The organism is Flavobacterium sp., assembly GCF_046293665.1.
Classification (GTDB): domain Bacteria; phylum Bacteroidota; class Bacteroidia; order Flavobacteriales; family Flavobacteriaceae; genus Flavobacterium.
In genome coordinates, this window is sequence record NZ_JBKBOL010000001.1 from 647,942 (window position 1) to 671,635 (window position 23,694).

18 protein-coding genes and 1 tRNA gene are annotated in these 23,694 nt (G+C 38.2%); 4 read left to right on the plus strand and 15 right to left on the minus strand.

Features of this window, described 5'->3' with window-relative positions; genetic code table 11:
* Nucleotides 1–170 precede the first annotated feature (170 nt).
* The 4 genes from ACK4R1_RS02935 to ACK4R1_RS02950 all read left to right on the plus strand — a co-directional run bounded on the left by ACK4R1_RS02935 (nt 171) and on the right by ACK4R1_RS02950 (nt 4,356).
* Nucleotides 171–2,087 carry a M1 family aminopeptidase gene (locus ACK4R1_RS02935; protein WP_409683412.1) on the plus strand — a complete coding sequence of 639 codons (1,917 nt, stop codon included), beginning with the start codon at nt 171–173 and terminating at the stop codon, nt 2,085–2,087.
* A gap of 77 nt (nt 2,088–2,164) precedes the next feature.
* Nucleotides 2,165–3,508 carry an RIP metalloprotease RseP gene (gene rseP, locus ACK4R1_RS02940; protein WP_409683415.1) on the plus strand — a complete coding sequence of 448 codons (1,344 nt, stop codon included), beginning with the start codon at nt 2,165–2,167 and terminating at the stop codon, nt 3,506–3,508.
* A gap of 83 nt (nt 3,509–3,591) precedes the next feature.
* A tRNA-Asn gene (locus ACK4R1_RS02945) sits at nt 3,592–3,665 on the plus strand.
* Nucleotides 3,666–3,726: 61 nt separating this feature from the next.
* Nucleotides 3,727–4,356 (plus strand): hypothetical protein, encoded by a 630-nt coding sequence (locus tag ACK4R1_RS02950; protein WP_409683418.1) that lies wholly within the window; start codon nt 3,727–3,729, stop codon nt 4,354–4,356.
* A 192-nt stretch (nt 4,357–4,548) separates the two neighbouring features.
* Here the strand turns inward: ACK4R1_RS02950 and ACK4R1_RS02955 are convergent, their stop codons facing one another.
* The 15 genes from ACK4R1_RS02955 to ACK4R1_RS03025 form a co-directional block, all read right to left on the minus strand.
* Complete coding sequence (locus tag ACK4R1_RS02955) at nt 4,549–5,031, minus strand: hypothetical protein (protein ID WP_409683421.1); 483 nt, start codon at nt 5,029–5,031, stop codon at nt 4,549–4,551.
* Nucleotides 5,032–5,083: 52 nt separating this feature from the next.
* Nucleotides 5,084–5,533, minus strand: a complete 450-nt coding sequence (locus ACK4R1_RS02960) for a hypothetical protein (RefSeq protein WP_409683424.1) — start codon at nt 5,531–5,533, stop codon at nt 5,084–5,086.
* 68 nt (nt 5,534–5,601) lie between these two features.
* Nucleotides 5,602–5,811 carry a hypothetical protein gene (locus tag ACK4R1_RS02965; protein WP_409683427.1) on the minus strand — a complete coding sequence of 70 codons (210 nt, stop codon included), beginning with the start codon at nt 5,809–5,811 and terminating at the stop codon, nt 5,602–5,604.
* Nucleotides 5,812–6,146: 335 nt separating this feature from the next.
* A complete protein-coding gene (locus ACK4R1_RS02970) occupies nt 6,147–6,569 on the minus strand; it encodes an ASCH domain-containing protein (protein ID WP_409683430.1) in 423 nt (140 codons plus the stop codon).
* The gene (locus ACK4R1_RS02975) at nt 6,532–8,034 is read right to left on the minus strand and encodes a hypothetical protein (protein WP_409683433.1); all 1,503 of its coding nucleotides are present in this window, start codon (nt 8,032–8,034) and stop codon (nt 6,532–6,534) included. The genes ACK4R1_RS02970 and ACK4R1_RS02975 overlap by 38 nt, the downstream gene beginning before the upstream one ends.
* An 868-nt stretch (nt 8,035–8,902) precedes the next feature.
* On the minus strand, nt 8,903–9,364 hold the full coding sequence (gene tnpA / locus ACK4R1_RS02980; RefSeq protein WP_409683436.1) for an IS200/IS605 family transposase: 462 nt from the start codon (nt 9,362–9,364) through the stop codon (nt 8,903–8,905).
* 238 nt (nt 9,365–9,602) lie between these two features.
* Nucleotides 9,603–11,471 carry an OmpA family protein gene (locus tag ACK4R1_RS02985; RefSeq protein WP_409682345.1) on the minus strand — a complete coding sequence of 623 codons (1,869 nt, stop codon included), beginning with the start codon at nt 11,469–11,471 and terminating at the stop codon, nt 9,603–9,605.
* A 20-nt stretch (nt 11,472–11,491) separates the two neighbouring features.
* Nucleotides 11,492–12,409, minus strand: coding sequence for a type IX secretion system membrane protein PorP/SprF (locus ACK4R1_RS02990; RefSeq protein ID WP_409682347.1), 918 nt, complete (start codon nt 12,407–12,409; stop codon nt 11,492–11,494).
* Between the two features lie 87 nt (nt 12,410–12,496).
* Entirely contained in the window at nt 12,497–15,520 is a 3,024-nt protein-coding gene (locus ACK4R1_RS02995) for a T9SS type B sorting domain-containing protein (RefSeq protein WP_409683439.1), read from the minus strand.
* Nucleotides 15,521–15,610: 90 nt separating this feature from the next.
* A complete protein-coding gene (locus tag ACK4R1_RS03000) occupies nt 15,611–18,133 on the minus strand; it encodes a gliding motility-associated C-terminal domain-containing protein (protein ID WP_409683441.1) in 2,523 nt (840 codons plus the stop codon).
* 350 nt (nt 18,134–18,483) lie between these two features.
* On the minus strand, nt 18,484–18,918 hold the full coding sequence (locus ACK4R1_RS03005) for a LexA family protein (RefSeq protein ID WP_409683444.1): 435 nt from the start codon (nt 18,916–18,918) through the stop codon (nt 18,484–18,486).
* On the minus strand, nt 18,909–20,174 hold the full coding sequence (locus ACK4R1_RS03010) for a Y-family DNA polymerase (RefSeq protein ID WP_409683447.1): 1,266 nt from the start codon (nt 20,172–20,174) through the stop codon (nt 18,909–18,911). Before ACK4R1_RS03010 ends, ACK4R1_RS03005 begins: the two co-directional genes overlap by 10 nt.
* 95 nt (nt 20,175–20,269) lie before the next feature.
* Entirely contained in the window at nt 20,270–20,755 is a 486-nt protein-coding gene (locus ACK4R1_RS03015; RefSeq protein ID WP_409683450.1) for a hypothetical protein, read from the minus strand.
* Between the two features lie 114 nt (nt 20,756–20,869).
* Nucleotides 20,870–22,249, minus strand: a complete 1,380-nt coding sequence (locus ACK4R1_RS03020; RefSeq protein WP_409683453.1) for an NADH-quinone oxidoreductase subunit N — start codon at nt 22,247–22,249, stop codon at nt 20,870–20,872.
* A gap of 4 nt (nt 22,250–22,253) precedes the next feature.
* Entirely contained in the window at nt 22,254–23,690 is a 1,437-nt protein-coding gene (locus ACK4R1_RS03025; protein ID WP_409683455.1) for a NuoM family protein, read from the minus strand.
* Nucleotides 23,691–23,694: the final 4 nt, after the last annotated feature.

Consider the following 23,694-nt stretch of genomic DNA (forward strand, 5'->3'; position numbering starts at 1 on the left):
CTTTATTGCGCCCGCAAATTTAATGAAATGTTTGATAAAACCTTTCAGTTGCTGAAAAACTTACTTTTGGTAACCAAATTATAATCAAAGTGATAGGTTTAATTTATCATTTTTTTGACAGTTGTATAGCCTGATAATTGTTATATTCGCAAAAAAACAGATTGCTTGCTATGAAAAAGTGCTACATTTTATTATTTTTCTTTACAATTTCTTTTGTTTTTGCACAAGATGGCTTGCTGGAAACCAACAGAATTGCCGAAGCGGAAATGAAATCGGCTTCCCAATTGATGAGTTTTCAGGTTAATCCCAATACGGCAAACTACGATGTTACCTACAGTAAATTAGAGTTTACGGTAAATCCTGCCGTTTATTTTATCACCGGAAAAGTGACGACAACTTTCAAGGCATTGAGTGATATGACAACGGTGACCTTTGATTTAACGGATCAATTGACTGTAAGTTCGGTTAAACAAGGAACAACCAATTTAACATTTGTGCAAAATGCCAGCGATGAATTGGTGATTACTTTGCCAAGTACTTTAACTACCGGAAATTTTGCTACGGTTGAAATCAATTATTCAGGTGCTCCGGCTAGTGGTGAGCAGGCTTTTACCAGAAGTAGTCACAATGGTGCTTGGATTATTTGGACATTATCGGAGCCATTTGGTGCCAAAGATTGGTGGCCTTGTAAACAAGATTTGAATGATAAGATTGAGAGTGTAGATATATACATCACAGCGCCATTGCAATATGTAAGTGTGGCCAATGGTGTTGAACCGGAAGCTCCGGTTATCAATGGGGCCAATAAAACGACTCATTTTCAACACAACTATCCGATACCTGCTTATTTGGTGGCTATTGCCATAACCAATTATCAAGTGTATACTCAAACTGCCGGCATTGGACCTAATACGTTCCCGATTGTAAATTATATTTATCCTGAGAATTATGCTTCGGCAGTGGTTTCTTTGGCGCAAACGCCTGTGATTATGGATTTGTTTGAAAATTTGTTTGAACCTTATCCTTTTAGTGCCGAAAAGTATGGGCATGCCCAATGTGGTTTTGGTGGTGGAATGGAACATACGACCGTTTCTTTTATGGGGAATTTCAGTCGCGGTTTGATTGCGCACGAATTGGCGCACCAATGGTTTGGAAATAAAATCACCTGTGGTACTTGGAAAGACATTTGGCTGAATGAAGGATTTGCTACTTATTTATCGGCTATTACCATTGAGAATTTAGACGGATTAGATGCTTTTATCACACAAAAAACGGGGATGATTGACTTTATTACTTCTAGTCCGGCTGGTAATGTTTATTTAACCGATGTTCAAGCGACCAATGTGGGCAGAATTTTCAGTAGTCGATTGAGTTATAACAAAGGCGCGATGGTTTTAGAAATGTTGCGTTTTAAAATGGGTGACGAAGACTTTTTTCAAGCGATAAGAAATTACTTGGTCGATCCTAATTTGGCTTATAAATATGCCGTTACTACCGATTTGATAGCGCATTTGGAAGCTGTTTACGGACAAGATTTAACAGAGTTCTTTAATGATTGGGTTTACAATCAAGGGTATCCGACTTATAATATTACTGCTCAGAATTGGGGCGAAGGACAAGCCAAATTTGTCATTAATCAAACACAATCTGATCCTTCGGTGTCTTATTTTGAAATGCCGGTTCCGGTTAGGGTGTATGGTTCCGGTGGTCAGGAAGCTGATTTAGTACTGGAGAATACTTTTAATGGAGAAGAGATTATTGCCAATGTTCCTTTTGCTATAACCGCAGTAGTGTTTGATCCTGAAAGACATATTATTTCCAGAAACAGCAATGCTACCCTTGGCAATGAGAATTTTGACATGGCTAATGCTATAGTGCTTTATCCTAATCCTAGTGTTGATGTTTTACACATCCAAATGCCAACGGATATAGTTCTGGAAAAAGTCACGATTTACAATAGCTTAGGACAAAATATAGCTGAAAACAATACTTTGGACTTCTCTGTAAGTCATTTGTCCTCTGGAGTTCATTACTTGCAAATTCAGACATCTGAAGGGACTTATCATAAAAAATTCATAAAAAAATAATCTAAAACAAATATTATATGCACGAGTAAGGTGAAAACCTTACTTTTGTGCGTTTAAAAGAAACTGACAAATAAGAAATGGAAATTGCAATCAAATTATCTCAATTTTTACTGAGTTTATCAATATTAATTATACTTCACGAATTAGGGCATTTTATTCCGGCCAAATTATTTAAAACTAGGGTAGAGAAGTTCTACTTATTTTTTGACATCAAATATTCTTTATTAAAAAAGAAAATCGGTGAAACCGAATATGGTATCGGTTGGTTGCCTTTGGGGGGCTATGTAAAAATCTCCGGAATGGTAGATGAAAGCATGGACACGGAACAATTGGCACAAGAACCACAACCTTGGGAGTTCCGTTCGAAACCAACTTGGCAACGTTTGATTATCATGTTGGGCGGTGTAACGGTAAACTTTATTTTGGCGTTTATCATTTATATTGGGATGACTTTTTTCTATGGTGAAAAGTACATTAATAATAGTGAAGTGAAAGATGGTGTTTGGGTGCAAAACACTGAGCTTGAAAAAGCCGGCATCAAAACCGGAGATAAAATTGTTGCTATTGACGGTAAGAAAATTGTAAAGTTTGAGCCTTCTGTTAATATGGATGTTTTAATGGCTAAAACTGTTTTGGTTAACCGTAACGGAGAAGAAAAGACAATTACGCTTCCGCAAAACTTTATTGGTAAATTTATTGACGAAGACAAAAAAGGATTGATTGCTTTGAGAATGCCTTTTGTGGTTGGGGGTTTACAAGATGATTCTCCAAACAAAGAGTTGAAAGCCAAAGATATTTTTGTTTCCATAAACGGTCAGTCAGTGAGGTATTTTGATCAGGCTGAGCCAATACTTTCGGCAAACAAAGGAAAGCAATTGCCAGCGGTAGTGTTGAGAGACCAAAAAGAAACAGCAGTTACCGTGACGGTGAATAAAGAAGGTAAATTAGGCGTAGTGCGTGGTGCTATCAAAGAAGATAACCTTGAGAAATTAGGGTACTATAAATTCAGCACAGAGCAGTTTGGCTTTTTCGAATCTATTCCGGTGGGTATTGACAAAGGATTTGAACAATTGGGCAATTATTGGAAACAATTGAAATTGATTTTCAATCCAAGTACGGGCGCTTATAAAGGGGTTGGTGGTTTTGCCGCAATTTATAATGTATTCCCTGATTATTGGAGTTGGGAAGCTTTTTGGAGTATTACCGCTTTACTGTCGATTATGCTTGGGGTGATGAATTTATTGCCGATTCCTGCGCTAGACGGAGGTCATGTGATGTTCTTGTTGTATGAAATGATCTCAGGAAGAAAGCCAAGTGACAAGTTCTTAGAGAAAGCCCAAATGGTTGGTTTTGTATTACTTATTTCCTTGCTACTGTTTGCTAACGGAAACGATATTTACAAAGCAATCATAGGCAAGTAATATTTTTTAAAATTTTATTCGTTTTTATTTGCAAAAAATAAAATTCGTTCTATCTTTGCAACCGCTTAAAAGATATAACATCTTCCTCCTTAGCTCAGTTGGTTAGAGCATCTGACTGTTAATCAGAGGGTCCTTGGTTCGAGCCCAAGAGGGGGAGCAGCTTAAAAGCCCGATACAGAAGTATCGGGCTTTTTTTTAATTTCTAAAAAACAAATAAAATGAAAAGATTAAAATTAGTTTCGACAGTATTGCTTTTGACCTTATTGTCTTTGTCTTGTAGTTCCGACAGTGATTCGGCACCTAGTTGTGAAGAGGCAGCATCGGCTACTTTAGCGGCGGCTCAAGCGTTTCAGAATGCTACAGACGAAAATTTCCCTGAGTTATGTGAGGCATACAAAGAGGCATTGCAAGACCAAATTACGGCTTGTGGAGATACCACGGGAGATTTGCAAACTATCCTTGATGGTTTGGATTGTACTGTGCCAACAACAACCGGAACGTTGTCTGTGAATTTGGGTTCGGCACCAGTTGTATTTGATGTGATTACGGTTACTACTACCGGTACAACACGTCACGTTCACGGAGAAAAGACCAATACAACCTATCAAATTGATTTTGACGTGGAAGTAGGCCAAACGGGTACTAACAAAATCAACAATTTTCAACTTCGTCTTTTCAGCCAGATCTATACGCCTTTGATTCCTGCCGCATTCGGAAACGAATGGACTAACAACATCACCGTTAATTCTAGCACTTCAATAGTGGGGACTTTTCGCGGTGAGGTGGTGAACGCAGGCCAGACAAGCGTTCAAGATATGATTGGCGGTGTAGTGAATGTTGATTTTTGATTGTTTCCTTAAAAAGGAATGCCTAGGCATACGCGACTCAAGTTAGATTGATGGTACTGTAAATAAATAACTCCTGCTATCATCCGAAAGGATTTGCTGCGCACAGTTCGGTTTTTAGCCTCCAATTGGATTTGTAATCGTTGTATAATTTATAAAGAAAGCCTGATGCGAAAGTATCGGGCTTTTTTGTTTTTATATGATTGGGTCGGCAGGTCTCAATTCAGAGTTGGCAGGAGTCTTTTCGGAGTTGGCAGGTATCTTTTTGGAGTAGGCAGGTGTTCTTTCGGAGTAGGCAGATATCTTTTTGGAGTCGGCAGGTGTACTTTCGGACTTGGCAGGAGTCTTTTCGGAGTTGGCAGGTATCTTTTTGGAGTAGGTAGGTATCTTTTTGGAGTAGGCAGGTGTTCTTTCGGAGTAGGCAGATATCTTTTCGGAGCCGGCAGGTGTTCTTTCGGACTTGGCAGGAGTCTTTTCGGAGTTGGCAGGTATCTTTTCGGAGTAGGCAGATATCTTTTTGGAGTTGGCAGGTGTTCTTTCGGACTTGGCAGGAGTCTTTTCGGACTTGGCAGGTATCTTTTTGGAGTTGGCAGGTATCTTTTCGGAGCTGGCAGGTGTTCTTTCGGAGTTTTCAGGTTTGATTTTAGGAGTTGTAGTTGTCTTTTCGGGAATGGACATAAAAAAACCGAGGTGATTTGATTTGCCTCGGTTTCATTAACGGAATTTGTTTTTACTGAATTGTTTTAAATTTTAAAGCTACCGCAGCTTTGTAATAAGCATTAGCTCCTTCTACTGATTTGATGTAATCTTTTATAGGATTTACTAGGCTGAGTAGGTTTCCGGGATTGTAGTATAGGAGGTCATTACGTTCTTTGCGCGCGGTAATGAGGGCAAAGGTTTTATTGGCTGCCTCATCATTGAGGTTTTTGAGGTTATTATAGAAGTTTGCCAGTTTAGCAGCGGATAGTTCCTCTTCATTGGGTGCATAAGCCGGATAAGAGCTTAAAAGGCTTGTTAAGGTTTGGAGGTGCGTGGCTCGGCTGGTGTAGCTGAGTTGGGCATTAGAGATGGATTCTGTTTCGGCGTTTTCGAGGTTATCAGCCCTTCGGACGGGTTGGTCGCCTCGAATTTTCTTGACTATGGCTAAGACGTTTTCATTTTCGGGTGCTGACAGTCCCATGGAATAGAAACTGTTCTTGACTCTGGTCGCTCTTTTGGATAGGTCTCTAAAGGCGTTTTCGCGGTTGGCTACTGCGATTTAAAAGGTGGTATTTTGTCGGCTAGGTTTTGAATGCTGTCGGTGAGTTGGTCTCGCAGTGTGATGAGAGGGCTAATTGCGATTGTGGCATTTGTAGGTTGGTACAAAGGCCCCATTTCTTCTAATAACTGGATTAGGGCTGTGAAGTTGGCTACGTTTTTAGCATGCCCTACTTCTGAGGTTGATCTTCTGGTACTCATAATGTAAAAGTTTCATTAGAAATATTTTTATTACTCGCTGACACCCATCCGTTTTGGAAGGTTGTTTTGCCTTAGGAATAAGTGTCAAGTAATTTTTATTTCATGGAGTACCGATGGGTTGAACTTTTATTATTGACTGTTCTCTTTATAGATAACGCAGAAAAGTTTAAAATAGTATGCGTGCCTATTAAAAAAATAATAGTTTGCTTGTTAAATGGGGGATGGGAGGGGATTTTTTTTGAGGGTTGGTGGTTTTGGGAATGAAAAAACCCGCTGGTGGGCGGGGTGGGTTGAATACCACACGAAAGGATTCGTGCGGTAGCGGGGTATTTTAATTAGTAATTCAGTATTGCTGCTGAAAGTAGGCGTTTTTCCTCTACGTAGATATAAGATTGTGGGGCGCAAAATTTTTCTATAAAATCAATAGGATCAATACCGTTTTCAAACTTGCAAACTTTATCTATTACTATAGAAAAACCTATTTCTGCATCTTTGTAATAATCGAAAAAATCAGTTTCAGTTATACCACCAACTTTATTAAATGAACTCCATAAGTTTTTTGGAGAATCTTGGACAATCTCTGAAATTGTAAAGTACCCTATAATCATTTTTTCAGGCGATGAAGAATAGATAAAAATTTTATCTACAGGCCGTTTGAATTTTTTTTTCCGAAACTCTACTCTCTTGGTGCCTGAAATAATTGCTTTGGAATAAGTCGGTTTAATTGATAATATAACGCTTGTCAAAGTATCCTTCATTTTTTAATAATTGGTAATCTTGTTCAGATATTTTAGTAATTGTTTGTATTTTATTTTTAAAACTTTCTAACTGTTGGATTTTTTGTAAGGGAATTTTTTTGCTCAAATAAGTTATTAGTCTAAATGTTATAACATGTAATTCATCTTTCTTAATGAACATCTTTAATAAATCTTCTTGCGAAAATACGGTCTTTTTACTCACAATCTTTGAAAGCTCATCAAAATCTTTTACAATTTTTATTGTTTCTAATATTCCTATTGGCTTTATTGATTTGTTGGTTTGTGAAGAATAAAAAAGCAGAATGTCCCCTTTTTTTAAATTCTTTATTTTAGAGTTCGATATGTAAGCTTTTATAATTGTGTTTCCTTGTATTTCATTTACACTATCCGGTGAAGCATCAAAAATGGAGGGCGGTCTTAACTTACCATCTTTAAAAAGATTACTATAATAATTTGGACGTATAGGTATTGCAAATTTAGATATGGTTTCATCATCATGATAAAACGGATGAATGTCGATTGTATTCTCCTTCGTGTTTATAGCACTTTTGTTTAGGCACTTTATCATTCTGATTTCAATCAAACCTTGACTATTAGTAAAATTTTCACGATAAAAGCCAAAATAGTCAAGTAGTGTGATTAATTGTTCTTGCTTTTCGTATACGGTCAGATATAAATAATTTAATTTTTGATTAATACAATATTCAAACATTTTGTTTAGAAAGAGTTCCCCTAGTTTTATACCAAATGCAGTGTCAGCAACTTTTAGTGTGCAAATTTTCAGCACCTTTTCAAAAATGTTTGCTAACTTATGATCTTCAATGTTTTCAATATTATAGATTAGTAAAGCCTGTAATTCATCATCTACTATCAATGAGTAACACTTTCTGTTTGTTTGGACGCATTTTTTAAGCCAGGTATCAAAGTAGTCACCATAATCTAATTTGAAACTATCAAAAAATACGCTACTGAATTTATCTTCTATTTCTCTGAGACTATGCTCTTTTAAAATTGGATGAGTTGGAATTACTATTGTAAATTGTTCTTCAAGTAATTTAAGTATTCCAGATATATTTAAGACTTTAGAATTAATGCCAAGCTTTTTTGCACTTGTATGTATACCCTTGTCTTGTGTAATAAAATAGTCAACATATCCTCTGTATAATTGAAAAAGTTGTATATTATCTATCTCGTCATTCGCTTTTTTTGTTTTAAGATTAGATAAGAATTCTTTAGTTGGTTTAGCATAATCTTCAAGTTCTTGATACTTTTTAAGTTTAGAGATAGTGATTTGTTTTCTATTTGAATTTTTATCTCTACTAATATCAGCAGGAATTGCTTTAGGATGATAAATAATCTTGCAGTTGTTTTCTATAGCTAAACGATAAAAATTTGAAAAGGATGCTTCTATGATTCTATTGTCTTCTAGGTTAAGTAGGATGTTTGTGTCTATTAGAATTTTCAATATCTTATAAATTTTAGAATAAATTTAATTAATGTGTTTATTTCATTAATCCACAATTTCAGTACAATCTAAAGTCATTTTTAATAAGACTTTCACTGTTATTCTCTAGTTATTGAATGCTAATATACAAAAAAGATTACAAAAATAAAAATAGGTATTGAAAAACAAAAAACCCCAAACATCACTGCTCGGGGCTTTTCTATTTATAGTGATATCTATTATTTACTCACAACCAAGAACTCAGAACGTCTGTTTTGAGCGTGTTGTTCTTCGCTACAGTCTTTGCTGCAATCTACTTTTGGCTCTAACTCACCCATGCCTTTGGCAGAGATTTTTTTTGGTCAATCCCTTTAGGGATTTAATTTTGGTAGAAAAGATGTTATTTGATAAAAAATCCCTTTAGGGATGATATAAATTATATTATTACACATATACAATTTTCACCCATATGTCATCCCTAGCGGGATTTTGGGTTTGTTTGATTGATGAATTTTCTACCGACATTTCATCTCTACCGATATTTTATCCCTAGCGGGATTGGGTTTGGTTGATTGATGATTTTTTTGCGGATATTTTTTCTACCGATATTTCATTTCTACCGATATTTTATCCCTAGCGGGATTGGGTTTGGTTGATTGATGATTTTTTTTGCGGATATTTTTTCTACCGATATTTCATCTCTACCGATATTTCATCTCTACCGATATTTTATCCCTAGCGGGATTGGGTTTGGTTGATTGATGATTTTTTTGCGGATATTTTTTCTACCGATATTTCATTTCTACCGATATTTTATCTCTACCGATATTTTATCCCTAGCGGGATTTGGGATTGGGTTTGGTTGATTGATGATTTTTTTGCCGGGATTTTATAAGGGCTCTTTAAAAATATACCTTTCATCGTAATCAACCTCAAATAATTTTAAGAATTCTAAATATTCTTCCCGAAAAGTTTTTATTGAATGATGTTGCTCTTGATTATTAATATAGTTAATGACATTATTTACTTGTGACTTTGAATAAGAAAATGCACCATAACCTTGCTGCCATTCAAAATTGACTTTAAGAAACTTCTTTTCATTTATCCATTTTGAGGAATTTCCTTTGATGTCTTGTAATAAATCAGATAAGGATTGTGTTGGACGCATGCCAATAAAGATATGGATATGGTCGGACATACCGTTTATGGCTAATAATTTATGATTGTGGTTTTTGATTATTCCTGTAATATATTGGTATAATTCGCCTTTAAATGAAGAATGGATTAATGCATTCCGGTGTTTTACAGCGAAAACCAATTGAATATGAATTTGTGTGTAGGTATTAGCCATTTACCAATATATCATCCCTAAGGGGATTTTGTTCTTGTTTTATATTCGATGCGTTTTAAACCCATTGCTACCCATGTTAAACCCTAACGGGGTTATGAAATGTGTTTATTTTGTAGCACATTAATTTTTGCTAAAATAAGAAATGATGAAGTTTTGTTGTTACACTTTTTGTGTACATTTTAACCAAAAAACCCCAAACATTACTGCTTGGGGTTTTCTATTTTTTAGTATTATTTGATTACTTCGTCACAATCAAAAACTCAGAACGTCTGTTTTGAGCGTGTTGTTCTTCTGAGCAGTCTTTGCCGCAATCTACTTTTGGCTCTAACTCACCCATGCCTTTGGCAGAGATTCTGTTGGCCGCAATCCCTTTCGAAATGATGTATTGCGCTGTTGATTTGGCTCTTCTGTCTGAGAGTCTTTCGTTGTATTTGTCAGTTCCACGGTTATCCGTGTGTGATTTGGCTAAGATGACCATTTTCTCATTGTTTTTCATCACCTGAACCAGTTTGTCTAACTCAAAAGCGCCTTCTTGGGTGATGTTGCTCTTGTCGTATTCAAAATAAATTGGTTTCAATACAATTTCGGTATCCGTTACAATCACATCAATTGGTTGTAAGGCGGCTGCTATTTTAGCCGATGGTCCTTTGCTTGGTGTCACAGCAAAAGTATTGCCTTCGTAGCCGTCTTTTGACGCTTGTACTACATAAGGTTTGTCACACTCTACTCGGTATTTTACCTCACCACTAGCGTTTGACTTTTCAGTAGCAATAACATTCTTCTTGTCATCTAAGATGGCAACATTGGCATTTGATAAAATAGCGCCTGTTTTAGCATCGGTTACTACCACCGTTACATCAACACCACAGATTGGGCTCACCACTAAGATATCGTCATTTCCTGAGCGATTACTCGATAAGAAACCTACGTTTTTAGTGCCGTTGAAAGAAAATGCAAAATCGTCTTTCTCGGTATTGATTGGCGTACCTAAATTGGTAGCTTCTCCTCCTGATAAATCAATTTGGAACACATCGTATCCGCCTAAACCTTGTTTACCACTTGAGGCAAAGTACAATGTTTTGTTGTCATCGGCTATAAACGGGAAGCTCTCGTTGCCTTCGGTGTTTACTTTACTGCCTAAATTTTGTGGCTCTCCAAAACTACCATCAGCATTCACGCTTACTTTCCAAATATCATTTCCGCCTAAACCGCCCGGTCTGTTAGAAGAGAAGTACAACGTTTTGCCGTCTCTACTAAGTGATGGATTGCTGCTTGAATAGGTTTTGTCGTTAAAAGGCAGTGCGGTTAACTCACTCCACGAATCGCCATTTTTGGTAGCTTTAAACAAATACACCTGACTGAATCGGGCATTGTTCTTTTTGTCTTTCTCGTAGTCTTTCTCTTTGTAGCTCTCACTGGCAAAGTATGCCGTATTGCCATCGGCTGAGATAGTCACCGGACCATCATGCCATTTTGAGTTTAAAGACGCTACCACACCCGCATTAGTAATAGTGCCATCGGTATTGTAATCGGCTTTGTAAATGTCAAGGAAAGGTTCATCTGTCCAACCGTAGTTTTTTCTGGCACCGTTTCGAGCGCTGGCAAAATACAAACTATTGTCATAAAGCACGGCTCCAAAATCAGACTTGTCGCTGCTTACATCAGATGACTTTACGTTGTACAATTTGGTTTTGTCCAGTAATCTTGGTACGTAATTAGGGTTTTCTTTGAAGGCTTTGGCTCTTTGGTCATTAGGCGCTGCTGCGGCAAACTTTTGCATTTGCTTGTTGGCTTCTTCGTATTTTCCATTGGCTTTTAGCATTTGTGCATAACGATAGTAAGTCTCGGCATCCTGATTGGTCTCCGTGGCTTTAGCATACCATTTTGCAGCTTCTGCCGAGTTGAACATGTTGTAATTGGCATCGGCCAATTGTTTGTACACATAAGGGTCGGCTTTATCATTCTCAACAAGTTTCAGATAGGCTTTAGCAGCATCAACATACTCATATCTTGCGAATAGTTTGTCGGCGGCTTTGGTATCTTTATTTTGTGCCGAAAGCGAGAAACTTAGGGTAACAAAACTTAAGGCTATATATAGATTTTTCATTTTTTAGGTGTCTTTACAGGTTAGAAATATCTTGGTGAACGGGATACTTTTTTCGGGAAGTTCAAATCGAATAACAACATCACCTCGTGAGAAGATGGTGTTACGGTATTCAAATCGGAAACAATGTGGTCATAAGCGTACCCTATTCTTAAACTAGGGGTAATGGCAAAGTTGACCATGGCTCCGAAAGAGTCCTCTAATCTATAAGTGGCGCCTAATTCTAACTTATCATAAAGCATAAAATTGGTCGATACATCAACTGATGTAGGTGCGTTAAGCGAGGATTTAACCATCGCAAAAGGTTTGAATTTTAAATTCGGGTTGATATCAAACACATAACCTCCGGTTAAGAAATAGTGCAATTCTTCTGTTCCGTATTGTCTGCCGTCAAAATCTAAATATTTTGTCTTTAGCATGTTCGGTACCGAGAACGCTACATAGTACTTATCGGTGTAATAGAAAACCCCTGAACCCACGTTTAGGAAGGTTTTGTTAGGATTGCCTCCAGCAAAAACGCCATCATTGATATCAGGTAAGGTTGGATAGATGGTATTGAAATCAATTTTGTGCATGGTTACCCCGGCTTTCATACCAAAAGCCAAGCGGTGTTCGCCACCTAAGTTTAAGGTATAGGAGAAGTCGGCGTAGAAATTGTTCTCTTCCACCGGTCCAATCTTATCGGAGATGACAGAAAGGCCTAATCCAACGTTTCTGCCTACCGGACTGTGGATAAAGAAGGTTCCCGTTGTAGGCGCATCTTCTATCTCAACCCATTGCTTACGATAAAGGAAACCACCGGAAACCGCTTCTTTAGATCCGGCATACGCCGGATTCATCACACTCATGTTGTACATGTACTGAGTGTAATGAGGATCTTGCTGTGCTCTTAACTCTGTTACTGATAAAGCTAATATGGCAATGAAATATAGTTTCTTCATTTTGTCTTATTTTATTTTGAATGCAAATTTTGTTTGTCCTATTGTGCTTGGTTGGTTTTGTTTCATGGTTAGTGTGTGTTTAAGTGGTTATCTTTTTAGGGTGAAATGTGCTCTGAAAGTTTTTTCAACGCCATTTTCTATATAATCAATGGTGAACCAATAATCATCGGAGAACATCAGGCGGCCATTATAGGTTCCGTCCCAACCACCGGCGCCGGGGCTGGTTTGCTTGATGATTTTTCCGTAGCGGTCATAAATTACTATACGGGCATTGGCATTGACTCCTTTTATGTTCCAATGGTCATGATAGCCGTCACCATTAGGCGTAAAATAATGCGGATAGTTGATGATGGTTACGGTTGAGGTTAAATAAGTACAATAGGTTTCATCTACCACGGTAATGGTATGCGTTCCCGGTGAAACGGGAGCAAAGACGTTCGAAGACTGAAACGGACCATTGTCTAATTGGTATAAAAACGGACCGTCTCCACCAACAACCGTTACAGTAATTCGGGGATTATCGCTAAAAGTTTCCGATTGATTGATGATCAGGCTTTCACCGCGAATGGACTCGCTTACTACAGCAGAAACCAAACCGGAAACACAACCGGTTAAGGTATTGGTTGCGATAACACTATAAGTTCCAACCTGGTAAGCATTGTATGCATTGTTATTGGCATTTGGGATAACTGCGCTGCCATAATACCAAACGAAACTGTGATTGGCTGCAGGTAGGTTGGTAACTAAAGTATGAAATTGTGACGTCGGAGCACTTGCGCTACTCAAACAGATAGCACCATCAGTAATGGATGGATTTGGTATCGGATGAATGGTGATATTAATAGTTATCGGAAGACCTGCACAGCCATTGTAAGAAGGAGTAACAACATAAGTAACGGCTCCGTTAGTAGTATTGTTATTGGTTATGGTTTGTACAATCTGATCTCCTGTTCCGGTTGTTGCTCCTGTAGTGCCGTTTTGGGTAACGGTCCATGAGAAGGTGGTTCCGACGATATCAGCCGTTAGGTTGATGGCCGTAGTTTCATTGGAACAATAATTTAAATCTCCGTTGAAACCGGCTACAGGCGTTGGATTTAACGAAACCGAAGCACTGCCTGAGATTGATTGGCTACAGCTTGAAACTTCCGAAAGCGCGGCGCTTACCAATTGAAAAGTAGTGTTTGAGGCAATGCTTGGGGTAACTAAAGAAGCTTGTCCTGAAGCGTTTAGTGTTATGGTTTGATTGGTTCCTCCGTTTGCGTTATAAGTAATGATAGCATTTGGTGTGCCGGTAAAACTTAGCGTACTGGTTTGGTTGGCGCAAATGGTTGATGGACTCACACTGATGGTTGCTGTTGGTAAGGCGACTACAGTTATAGTAAAAGATTGTGATAAGGGTTGGACGCAACTATTGGCACCGGCTGAAGTAATGCTGATGAGTGTAATAATGGTGTTTGAGGTTACATTTGAAACTACTGCTGAACCATTGCCGTTGGCATCTAGAGTTATTGTTTGATTGACACCGCTATTGACGGTGTAAGTCACAGTGGCGTTTGGTGTTCCGATGAATGTAAGAGGTGCATTAGCCCCGGAACAAACCGAAGTTGTGCCTGAAACAGAGGCTGTTGGTGTAGAAAACACCGTAATCACCGCCGAGCCATTTAAGTTGGCCGTACAAGTGTTTAAGGTTACTGACACTAAATTGTAGGTGCTGTTGGAAGTTAAAACTGGTGTGGTAACGGAAGCTGAGCCGCTTGCGTTTAAAGTGGTTGTTTGATTTGCACCACCGTCAATATTATAAGTTACCATAGCATTTGGTGTTCCGTTGAAGGTAATAGTAGCGGTATTTCCGGTACATATAGAAGTAGTTCCTGAAAGGGTTGCTGTGGGTTGACTGACTATAGTTAGACTAACAGGAACTCTGGAACTATTGAGACAATTTGAGGTTAAATCATACGTTTCGGCGTAGTACGTTCCGGCGGTTGTTGGGGTAAAAGAAGTTGAGTTTGACAACAATAAGTTACCACCGGTTGCCGCATCGTACCAGTTGATTCCGGTTCCCGGACTTGCCGTAACGCTTAGGGTTGGAATAGGTTGGTTGCTACAAATGGTTTGGTTTCCATTGCTGACACTGTTTGTAGGCGGTGGTAAAAAAGAAATGGTAAAGCTGTTTGACAAGGTTGAACAAAAAGGGTTGCTTAAATTGGCAATATCTTGTGCTACTTTGGTTCTGTAATAGGTTAGCGAAGTCAAATTAGGTGTCGTATAGCTGGCGTGAGTAGCTCCGGGAATATCTACCCATGTGAAGCCGTTGGTACTGGTTTGCCATTGGTAAAAGTAAGGAGAAGTTCCGGTAGTGTTGGCTTGAAGTACAAGTGAAACCGGACTTTGACAGGTAACAAAACTATTTCCTGTTACCGATGGGCTTGTCACGGTGGTTAAATCACCACAAGATCTAAATTCGATGTCGTCTATGGCTAAGTCATTGCCGCAACCGCCTAAGCCGTTGTTTTTCATTTTCAGTACTACAGAGGTTTCATTTCCGGTAGTAAATACCAGAGCAAATTGTTGCCAAGTTGGCGCAAAGGTTCCCATGATATTTCCTGTGTTTCCGGAGCCTAAAAGAGTGGTTTCGGTGTCATTCCAAATTTCGAATCTGACATTGATGGGTATTTCACCGGCGCCACAAAATCCTGAGCCGGGATTGTAAACATTCATTACCCAAGCAGAAAATTCAAAAGTGGTATTAACACACAATCCGGTTACGGTTCTTTTATAAAAATCGCCCGAAGTACTTGCGTTGGCGTTTACAATTAAAGACTTTCCATTAGTGCCGTTAGTGGCATCGGGTGTATGGTCTAAGGAGTAATGCCAAGTGCTGTATAAATTTGTTCTGTAATAAAGGGTATAGCTTCCGTCGTTTGGATTTCCGGTTACAAAAGTATAATTGGTTGTTCCGGCAGGTAAAGCCGGTCCGTAGTTGGTGCCATTCCCGAAATTTTCAGTAAAAATAGGGTCGCCTTTACTTCCGCCACAGAATCCCAATTGAGAATAACTGTGAGAGGATAGCAGCAAAAGTAAAAAGAGCAATATTTTTTTTGGGTAATTCATTTATGTGGAAAATAGCAACCTTGAAGATTTATAAATTATAAACCATCGATTTATTGTTAAACATCAGATTAGGGCAAAAAGGAAGTTTAATTATTGTACTCTGTTGATATAAATCCAGCCGGTTTTGGTTTTGAGATCATTGAAATCAATTACGTAATAGTAAGTACCATCCGGCAATTTATCACCACCATCAGATTGACCAAACCATTCGTTTTCGTAATTGGATTTAGAGTAAACCGCAACGCCATATCGGTTGAAGATTTTTAGTTGTTTCACGTTATAGCCTGCCAAATCAAAGCTGTCATTTAAACCATCATTGTTGGCAGAGATTCCTTTTTGGATGCCGCAAGTTGGTGAAAGGACATTAATGGTTTCTTCAGCAGTACAACCATTTTGGGTTACTGCCAACTCATAAACACCCGGAGTAGCGATAACCACAGACAATTCATTTCCTATTGGAGTGTTTGAAGGATCAAACCATGCATAAGTTGAATTGGCAGGGTTGGTATCAACTGCAGTTAAAGTATAACTTACGCCATTACAACCTTCAGCTATGGTAAATTCCGGTAAAGGCTTAACTTCTATGGAAAGATTTGTAGCCGATGCACATTGTCCGGCTGTTGGCGAAAAGGTATAAGTTGTAGTAGCCGTATTGTTCAAAGCAGGCAGCCAAGATCCGGTAACGCCGTTGGTAGAAGTTGTAGGCAATGCGGATAAAGTAGTTCCAAAACAAATTGGATTAACTGCGGCAAAACTCGGTGTTAAGTTAGGGTTTACTGTAATGGTAAGATTTGCATTGGTCACACATTGTTGCCCTGCGGTTGGCTCAAATGTATAAGTGGTTGTAGCGGTATTATTCAAAACCGGCGACCAAGTTCCTGTATAACCGTTGATAGAAGTTGTAGGCAATGCATTCAAAGTTCCACCTGAGCAAATAGGAGCTACCGCATTAAAAGAAGGTGTGTTGGCCGGGTTAACGGTTACAGTTACTGTTTTTTCATACTGACAGGTTACAGTTTCTCTTAAAGAGATGTCATCTAAAGCAAAATCATTTCCAAAGTCGATAAAATTTCTATTATAGATGCGGATGGTTGCAGTGGTATTGGCACCGGAATTCCAGTTGTATGATACTAGTGTCCATAAGCAGGTTGAACCAGGTGCAGTGACAGGTGCTCCCAGCGATATGCCGTTAATGGTAACTTCCAATTGGGCTAAATTTTGAGGCGCAACTGATGCTACATAGTAAGAGAAAGTGTAATTGGTGTTGGTAGCAATTGCAACCGGATTTTCATTACCCCATGCTATGATGTTTCCTGTTGGGTCTGTTGATCCGTCAAACACCATTAAATTTCCACTACCGGTAGTGTGATCACCACAGGAAGCAAATGGGGCAAACCAAGCATTAGGATTGGTGACAATATTGTATGACGATTGAACTCCAAACGGATTCGGGTCATCTACTTGGGCATACTCTGTTATGAAAAGGGTATTGCCTTGTGTAAAGTCTCCATTTTGAATTAAATTCACGGGATTAGAAAGTGAGCCAGAGGTAACCGTGTAAGTTGTAGTTACTGTCGGACTAACGTTTTGTGTGGCACTATTTGGGTTAGTGATAGAAGCATCCGCAGGATTAGCCGACCAAGTATAAGAGCCTGTTCCTCCGGTTGCTGATAAAGTAGTTGATTCTCCGGAACAAATGGTTACCGGGCTGCTCAATTGTAAATTATTGGGCGCTGCCAATACAATATCAGTTTGCGTATACTGTTGTCCATTAGAATCAGAAACGGTCACCGAATAAGTTCCTTCGCCTAAACCGGTAAAGATTCCGTTATTGTTAGAAAGGGTTGCTGTACCGGTTAAATTAAAAGTGCTATATGGAAAAGTACCACCGGTTATGTTGACTGTGATACTGCCATCTGTCGTATTAGGACAAGTTGGATTGACAAAAGAATAAGAACCTACAAAAGGAAGACCTCCTTCAGTAATAGAAAAATCATCTACAGCGAAATCGTGACCTATAGTCCCGATGGTATTGGTTTTTAAACGCACCATTACATTGTTGGCTGTAGCCACAAAAGAATAAGATATTCGTTGCCAGCCTTCTGATGGTAAAGGAGCAAGCGTGTTTAAATTTGTTGGATTGACATTATTGGCATTAACAAAAAAGACACCGATACTCGCTCTGGTAGTATCGTCTGAAGTTACTGCATTGGAAACGGATTTAATCCAAAAACTGAAAGTATAGGTTGTTCCGGCCGTAAATCCACCAATAGCACCGCCGGTATTTCCGGTAGTCCAGAAAAATCTGTTGGCAAGTGTTGCCCCATCGATAACCAGCATGTTACCCGAGCCCGATGTGTGGTCTCCACCCGAAATATAATTGGTATTCATTATGGTTGGGTTAGTAGTTCTGCCATAAAAACCCGGATTACTGATTCCGTTAAGCGGATTAATCAAAGTATAATCATGCACTAAAAAACCATTACCACTTCCACCAGCTTCAAAATCGCCATTGGTTAATAAATTTTGAGCACTTAAATTATGGATTCCTACAATTGCCCACAAAAGGATAATTGGTGTTTTTCTGAAAAAGTATTGTACTATTCGTTTCATAATTTGTAAAATTTGTAGATTATAAAAATACCGTATGTTTTTTTACACATATTTACATTATATGATATAAAAACTATACAATTCTTAATTTTTATCTTAATGCACTCCCTATAATTTGTTTTGTTTCATCATTGGTTTGCCTTTTTTCGAAGGATTTTGCTAAATGTTGTAGTAATGTTAAGTTGTTTCAAACGTTTTCGTTGTGTTTTTTGGAAGGATTACACAAGAAAATACGTTATTATAGATAGGAACTTATCACAATCGATTCAATTGATTGGCTATATTTTCCTAATGAGTAGCGATGATGAGTTGTTAAAATGATTGCATTTTTGTAGTCTTACCCAGGTTGACTATACACTTTTTATTACATAAGTTACAATGCCCCAAATAATCAATTTGTTGTCTTCAGATATTTTTATCGGTTGAAAAGAATCATTTTCCGGCATGAGATAGACAGCATCTTTTTCGACTTTGATGCGTTTTACAGTAAAATCTCCGTCAGTCAGGCAAACCGCAATTTTACCATTTGTGGGTTCCAGACTTCGATCAATGACCATAATGTCGCCATCGTCTATGCCGGCGCCAATCATTGAATGGCCATCGGCTTTGGCATAGAAAGTAGCCTCGAAATTTTTGACCAATACTTTGTCTAAACTGATTTGGCTTCCTTCAAAATCGGCTGCCGGTGAAGGAAAACCTGCTTTGATGCCGCCTTCAAAATAGGGAAGTGTTCTCGAGTTTTCGAAATCGGGTTTAAAAAAGGAGAGGTTGCTTTTTATTGACATTTAATTTTTAAGATTTGAGAGAAATCGGTGGTGTATTTATTAGACAAATGGTCTTGTTTCATTTTCCAAGTGCGTTGCAAATCTTGGTTGCCCAATCGTATTTTGCGTTCTCCGGTTTTTTTATAATAATCATCCATCACTTTCATGAGTTTTAAATGCTTTGGATTTTCTTCTTCAAAAAGGTGGAACTGCTTTTGGTTTTCGGGTATAATTTCAGTCACGATGACGCCGGCTTTTTTATAGATTTCACCTTCTTCAAAGACTTCTTTCAGCATTTTTACCGCCAAGTTACTAATGGTGATAGAAGAATTACTGGCAAAAGGCAAGGTTTCCATCTTATAAAAATTGTAACGTTGTCGATCGGTTTTGTATTTGTCTTTTCTTAAATACAAAATGACGCCATGACAACAAGATTTTTGTTTGCGTAGCTTTTCGGCACAAACGGTAGCGAAGGTTGAAACGCGTTCTTTCATTTCGTCTAAAGTGGTAATGTTGCCGGCAAAACTTCGGGTGATGGCGATGGTTTTTTTGTCTTTGGGTAAGTCCATTTCTAAGACCGACTTACCTTCTAATTCATATTTCAATCGCAAGCCTATAACGCCCATGGTTGATTGGATAAAAGCTTCGTTGTGTGGCAAAGTGAAATCATAAGCGGTATTGATGTTTTTCGCTTTCATTTTTTTAGTCAGGCGAAATCCAATACCCCAAACGTCTTCAATCTTGGTCCATTTTAAGGCTTTGTTGCGCTTTTCTTCTGAATCGATTACATAGACGCCTTGGGTTCTTTCGGGAAACTTACGGGCGATTTTATTGGCGACTTTTGAAAGTGCTTTGGTTTCCGCAAAACCCACGGATACCGGAATGCTTAGCCATTTCATAATGCGGCTTTTCATTTGCAGTCCATACTCGTGGAAGTTGGCTATTTTTACACCTTCAAAATTCATAAAGGCTTCGTCGATGCTGTACGGTTCTACATGTGGTGTAAAGCCTTCGAGTATTTTCATCACGCGATTACTCAAATCACCATACAAAGGATAATTGGAAGAAAAGACCTGAATGTTTTTGGCTTGGAGCTCTTGGCGTACTTTGAATTCGGGCGCACCCATGGGAATGCCGAGTGCTTTGGCTTCATCACTTCGCGAGATAATGCAACCGTCGTTATTGGACAAAATAACAATCGGTTTTCCAACCAATTTTGGCTGAAAAACACGTTCGCACGAAGCGTAAAAGTTATTGCAATCGACTAAAGCATACATCGTATAAAATTAAGGATTTTGTACCGGAACAAAAGTTAATTTTACCAATTGTTGATAACAAAAACCATCAAAATCAATCATGATGGTTTTATATTTTAAGAGATTGTATCAGGTTTTGGTTTGTTTCTCTTTTTGTTTTTGAAGTAGTTCCAAACTAGTGTTACTGTCATAAGAAGTGTCCAAAATAACGGAGTGGCAATTGTATAAACGGGTGTTAAAGTATCATAGCGCAAATACGGATTGGGATTGGTGTAATCTTCGGGAGTGATTTGCAGCCAATCTTGTACACCGTTATAAACATTGATTGACATTAAGAGGATAATAAAAATCCGTAGTATTTGAAGCGTTCTGTTTTCCGAACTTTTGAACGAAAGTAAACCAATTAATATGAAAAACGAGGCGGACAAATAACCTCTGCCAAAACCCCAACCAGTGTAAGGAATTAAAGAAGTTCTTAATTCTTTATTAATATCTAGATCCAAATAAAAACTGAAAGTGGAAATGGCAAGACAAAATATAAAGAAAGTGATAATGTCGTAAGGCAATTTTCTGAGAACCGTTGTTACACTCGAGTTTTCCATGTTTAATTTCTTTTTGCTATCCAAATATAGGATTTTATTAAAGACAACGATCCACAAAAAAACCATCAAAATTACTCTTGATGGTTTTTAGTATAATGAAGTAAGAAGTGTTTTTTAGTTCAATAAATTGGTTACAAATGATGGATAAAGTCCCATGGCAATATTGAGTAAAATCGCTGCAACTGCTACGAAGTAATAAACAAAAGGAACCGATTGTTTTTCTTCGGTAGTTTCTTTAGTGTACATCGCCAAAATCAGTTTGAAATAATAACCTACACTGATAATCGAGTTGATTACCCCAACAATCACTAAGAATAAATAACCTGATTTAATGGTATCGCTGAACAACATAAACTTGGCAAAGAATCCTGAGAATATTGGAATTCCTGCCATCGATAAAAGTGAAGCTGTTAAAATGGCTGCCATTAACGGATTGGTTTTGCCTAAACCGTTGAAGTTGGCCGTAGCTTCATTGTCTTTGTTGCGCGTTACATAAATGATTACGGCAAAAGAAGCAATTCCCGCTAAAGCATAAGCGGCAGTGTAATAAAATAAAGTACTTGCCGCAGTGGATAAACTTAAAATCGCCATTAACATAAATCCGGCGTGAGAAATTCCGGAGAACGCCAACATACGTTTTACATTGTCCTGACGCAACGCCATGATATTTCCGATGGTCATTGATAATATAGAAACGACAACAATCACCATTTCGAAAGTTGGGGTTAATGAGGAAGTCATGCTACTTAATATTTTGTATAAAGCAGCCATAGCGACTACTTTCGCTAACGTACTCATGGTTGCTGTTGTCATCGATGGCGAACCTTCGTAAACATCCGGTGCCCAAAAATGGAAAGGTGCAGCTGCGATTTTGAACAGCATTCCGATGATCATTAAAGTGATGCCTATTGGGAACCAAATCGGTAAACCGGCTCCTGAAGATAAATCTTTGATGGCTGCTAAGTCGAAATAGCCTGTCGCGCCATAAATCAAACAAATTCCGAATAAAATAATCCCTGAAGCAAACGATCCCATCAGGAAGTATTTCATTCCGGCTTCGTTACTTTTTACGTCCAATCTTCGGCTCGCGGCTAAAACGTATAAAGCGATTGATAATACTTCAATTCCTAAAAAGAACATGGATAAATTGGCAAAAGAAACCATAGCAACTGCTCCGGCCAAAAGGAATACTTTGATGGCAATAAAGTCGGATATTTTGGTTTGGTGTTCTTTATAGAAATCACCACTTAAGGCGACTAAGAATATCGTAAGTAAAATGAATAAAGAAGAAAAAGCGTTCGAGAATTTATCTACAGCAATCATACTTGCATAGTTGGAATCAATGCTTGGGTCAATCGCCCAAAGATTTAAGGATATACCTAAAATGGCAAGTAAACCTATTACAGTAACTGGAACCAGTAGTTTTCTAAAATTGAAAATTTCTGCCAACAGACAAAAAACTCCTAATGATACTATTGTTATTAATACTTGCATTTTATTATTTATTGATTACTTCTAAAATTTCGTTTAAACTTGGCGTTACCAGATCTACAATTGGTTTTGGATACAAACCGAAGAACAGTAAAAACGCAATGATTACTACAAAGGTAATCGCTTCGCTGGTGGTTACGTCTGCAAATACTTTCGTATTGGTTTCTCCTAGCATAACGTCTTGGAACATTTTCAACATATAGTAAGCCCCTAAAATAATCGTCGTTCCACCTAAAACGGCGAACCAAATATTCACTTGGCTCAAACTGTACAATACCGTAAACTCTCCCACAAAGTTAAAGGTTCCCGGTAAAGCCACAGAAGCTAATACCAAAATCATAAACATCGAAGTAAACTTTGGCGTTTGACTTCTGATACCACCTAAATCAGCAATAGTTCTCGTTTCATATCTTCTGAAAATCACTTCAGCCGCAAAGAATAATCCAACGATAACAAAACCGTGGGCAATCATTTGCGAAACCGCACCGCTTAATCCGTCAAGCGTTAAAGTATAACAACCGGCGGCGATTAAACCAACGTGTGCTAATGATGAGTAAGCCAATAATTTTTTCAAATCTTTTTGGCGTAAAGCCACTATTGAACCGTAAATTACTCCGGCTATACTCAACCCGATTAAGATTGGCATGTATTCTTTAGCTGCATTTGGCGCGATAGGCAATTGCCAACGGATAACGCTGTACAATCCCATTTTTAACATGATACCCGATAAAAGCATCGTTCCAACGGTTGGTGCTTTTTGGTATACTTTTGCTTGCCAAGTATGGAAAGGAATGATTGGAATTTTAATCGCATAAGCCAAGAAGAAAGCGAAGAAAATCCAACATTCTTCTGTAGCGGTTAAGTCTAATTGGTATAAATCTTCTAAAAGGAAGCTTCCGGCTTTTGAATACAAATAAGCAAAAGCGATTAGCATAAATAACGAACCTCCTAAAGTGTAGATGAAGAATTTCACCACCGCTTTTTTGCGTTCTTCGGCATCGCCGTTACCCCAAATTAAAGCGATGAAGTAAATCGGAATTAAAGCCAATTCCCAGAAGATGTAGTATAATAATCCGTCAGCAGCCAAGAATGTTCCCACCATGGCAAATGACATGAACAATACTAAAGCGTAGAAGTTTTTAGCGTTTGTAAAGCTATTTCCGAATGATGATAAAATAATCAACGGTGTTAAAGCTGTAGTCAATAAAACCATCGCCATGGATAAACCGTCGGCTTTGAAAGCTAAGGCTACTTTTGGGTTGGCAATCCAACTTCCGGTGAAACCGATATCAGCACCTTGGTTCAATAAGTTTAGCAAATACAATGACAAACCTAAGGCTGCCAAGCTGAATACCAGCGCAATTTTGGAAGCCAATTTATCTCCTGCAAAAAACGTGGCGATAGCACCAACAAGAAGTAATAATAATAGCGTAGTTACATCCATTGTG

Coding starts and splice junctions, on each gene's coding strand:
- ACK4R1_RS02935 (WP_409683412.1), top strand. CDS start 171: ATGAAAAAGTGCTACATTTTATTATTTTTCTTTACAATTTCTTTTGTT.
- rseP (WP_409683415.1), top strand. CDS start 2,165: ATGGAAATTGCAATCAAATTATCTCAATTTTTACTGAGTTTATCAATA.
- ACK4R1_RS02950 (WP_409683418.1), top strand. CDS start 3,727: ATGAAAAGATTAAAATTAGTTTCGACAGTATTGCTTTTGACCTTATTG.
- ACK4R1_RS02955 (WP_409683421.1), bottom strand. CDS start 5,031: ATGTCCATTCCCGAAAAGACAACTACAACTCCTAAAATCAAACCTGAA.
- ACK4R1_RS02960 (WP_409683424.1), bottom strand. CDS start 5,533: ATGGGACTGTCAGCACCCGAAAATGAAAACGTCTTAGCCATAGTCAAG.
- ACK4R1_RS02965 (WP_409683427.1), bottom strand. CDS start 5,811: ATGAGTACCAGAAGATCAACCTCAGAAGTAGGGCATGCTAAAAACGTA.
- ACK4R1_RS02970 (WP_409683430.1), bottom strand. CDS start 6,569: ATGAAGGATACTTTGACAAGCGTTATATTATCAATTAAACCGACTTAT.
- tnpA (WP_409683436.1), bottom strand. CDS start 9,364: ATGGCTAATACCTACACACAAATTCATATTCAATTGGTTTTCGCTGTA.
- ACK4R1_RS02985 (WP_409682345.1), bottom strand. CDS start 11,471: ATGAAAAATCTATATATAGCCTTAAGTTTTGTTACCCTAAGTTTCTCG.
- ACK4R1_RS02990 (WP_409682347.1), bottom strand. CDS start 12,409: ATGAAGAAACTATATTTCATTGCCATATTAGCTTTATCAGTAACAGAG.
- ACK4R1_RS02995 (WP_409683439.1), bottom strand. CDS start 15,520: ATGAATTACCCAAAAAAAATATTGCTCTTTTTACTTTTGCTGCTATCC.
- ACK4R1_RS03000 (WP_409683441.1), bottom strand. CDS start 18,133: ATGAAACGAATAGTACAATACTTTTTCAGAAAAACACCAATTATCCTT.
- ACK4R1_RS03005 (WP_409683444.1), bottom strand. CDS start 18,918: ATGTCAATAAAAAGCAACCTCTCCTTTTTTAAACCCGATTTCGAAAAC.
- ACK4R1_RS03010 (WP_409683447.1), bottom strand. CDS start 20,174: ATGTATGCTTTAGTCGATTGCAATAACTTTTACGCTTCGTGCGAACGT.
- ACK4R1_RS03015 (WP_409683450.1), bottom strand. CDS start 20,755: ATGGAAAACTCGAGTGTAACAACGGTTCTCAGAAAATTGCCTTACGAC.
- ACK4R1_RS03020 (WP_409683453.1), bottom strand. CDS start 22,249: ATGCAAGTATTAATAACAATAGTATCATTAGGAGTTTTTTGTCTGTTG.
- ACK4R1_RS03025 (WP_409683455.1), bottom strand. CDS start 23,690: ATGGATGTAACTACGCTATTATTATTACTTCTTGTTGGTGCTATCGCC.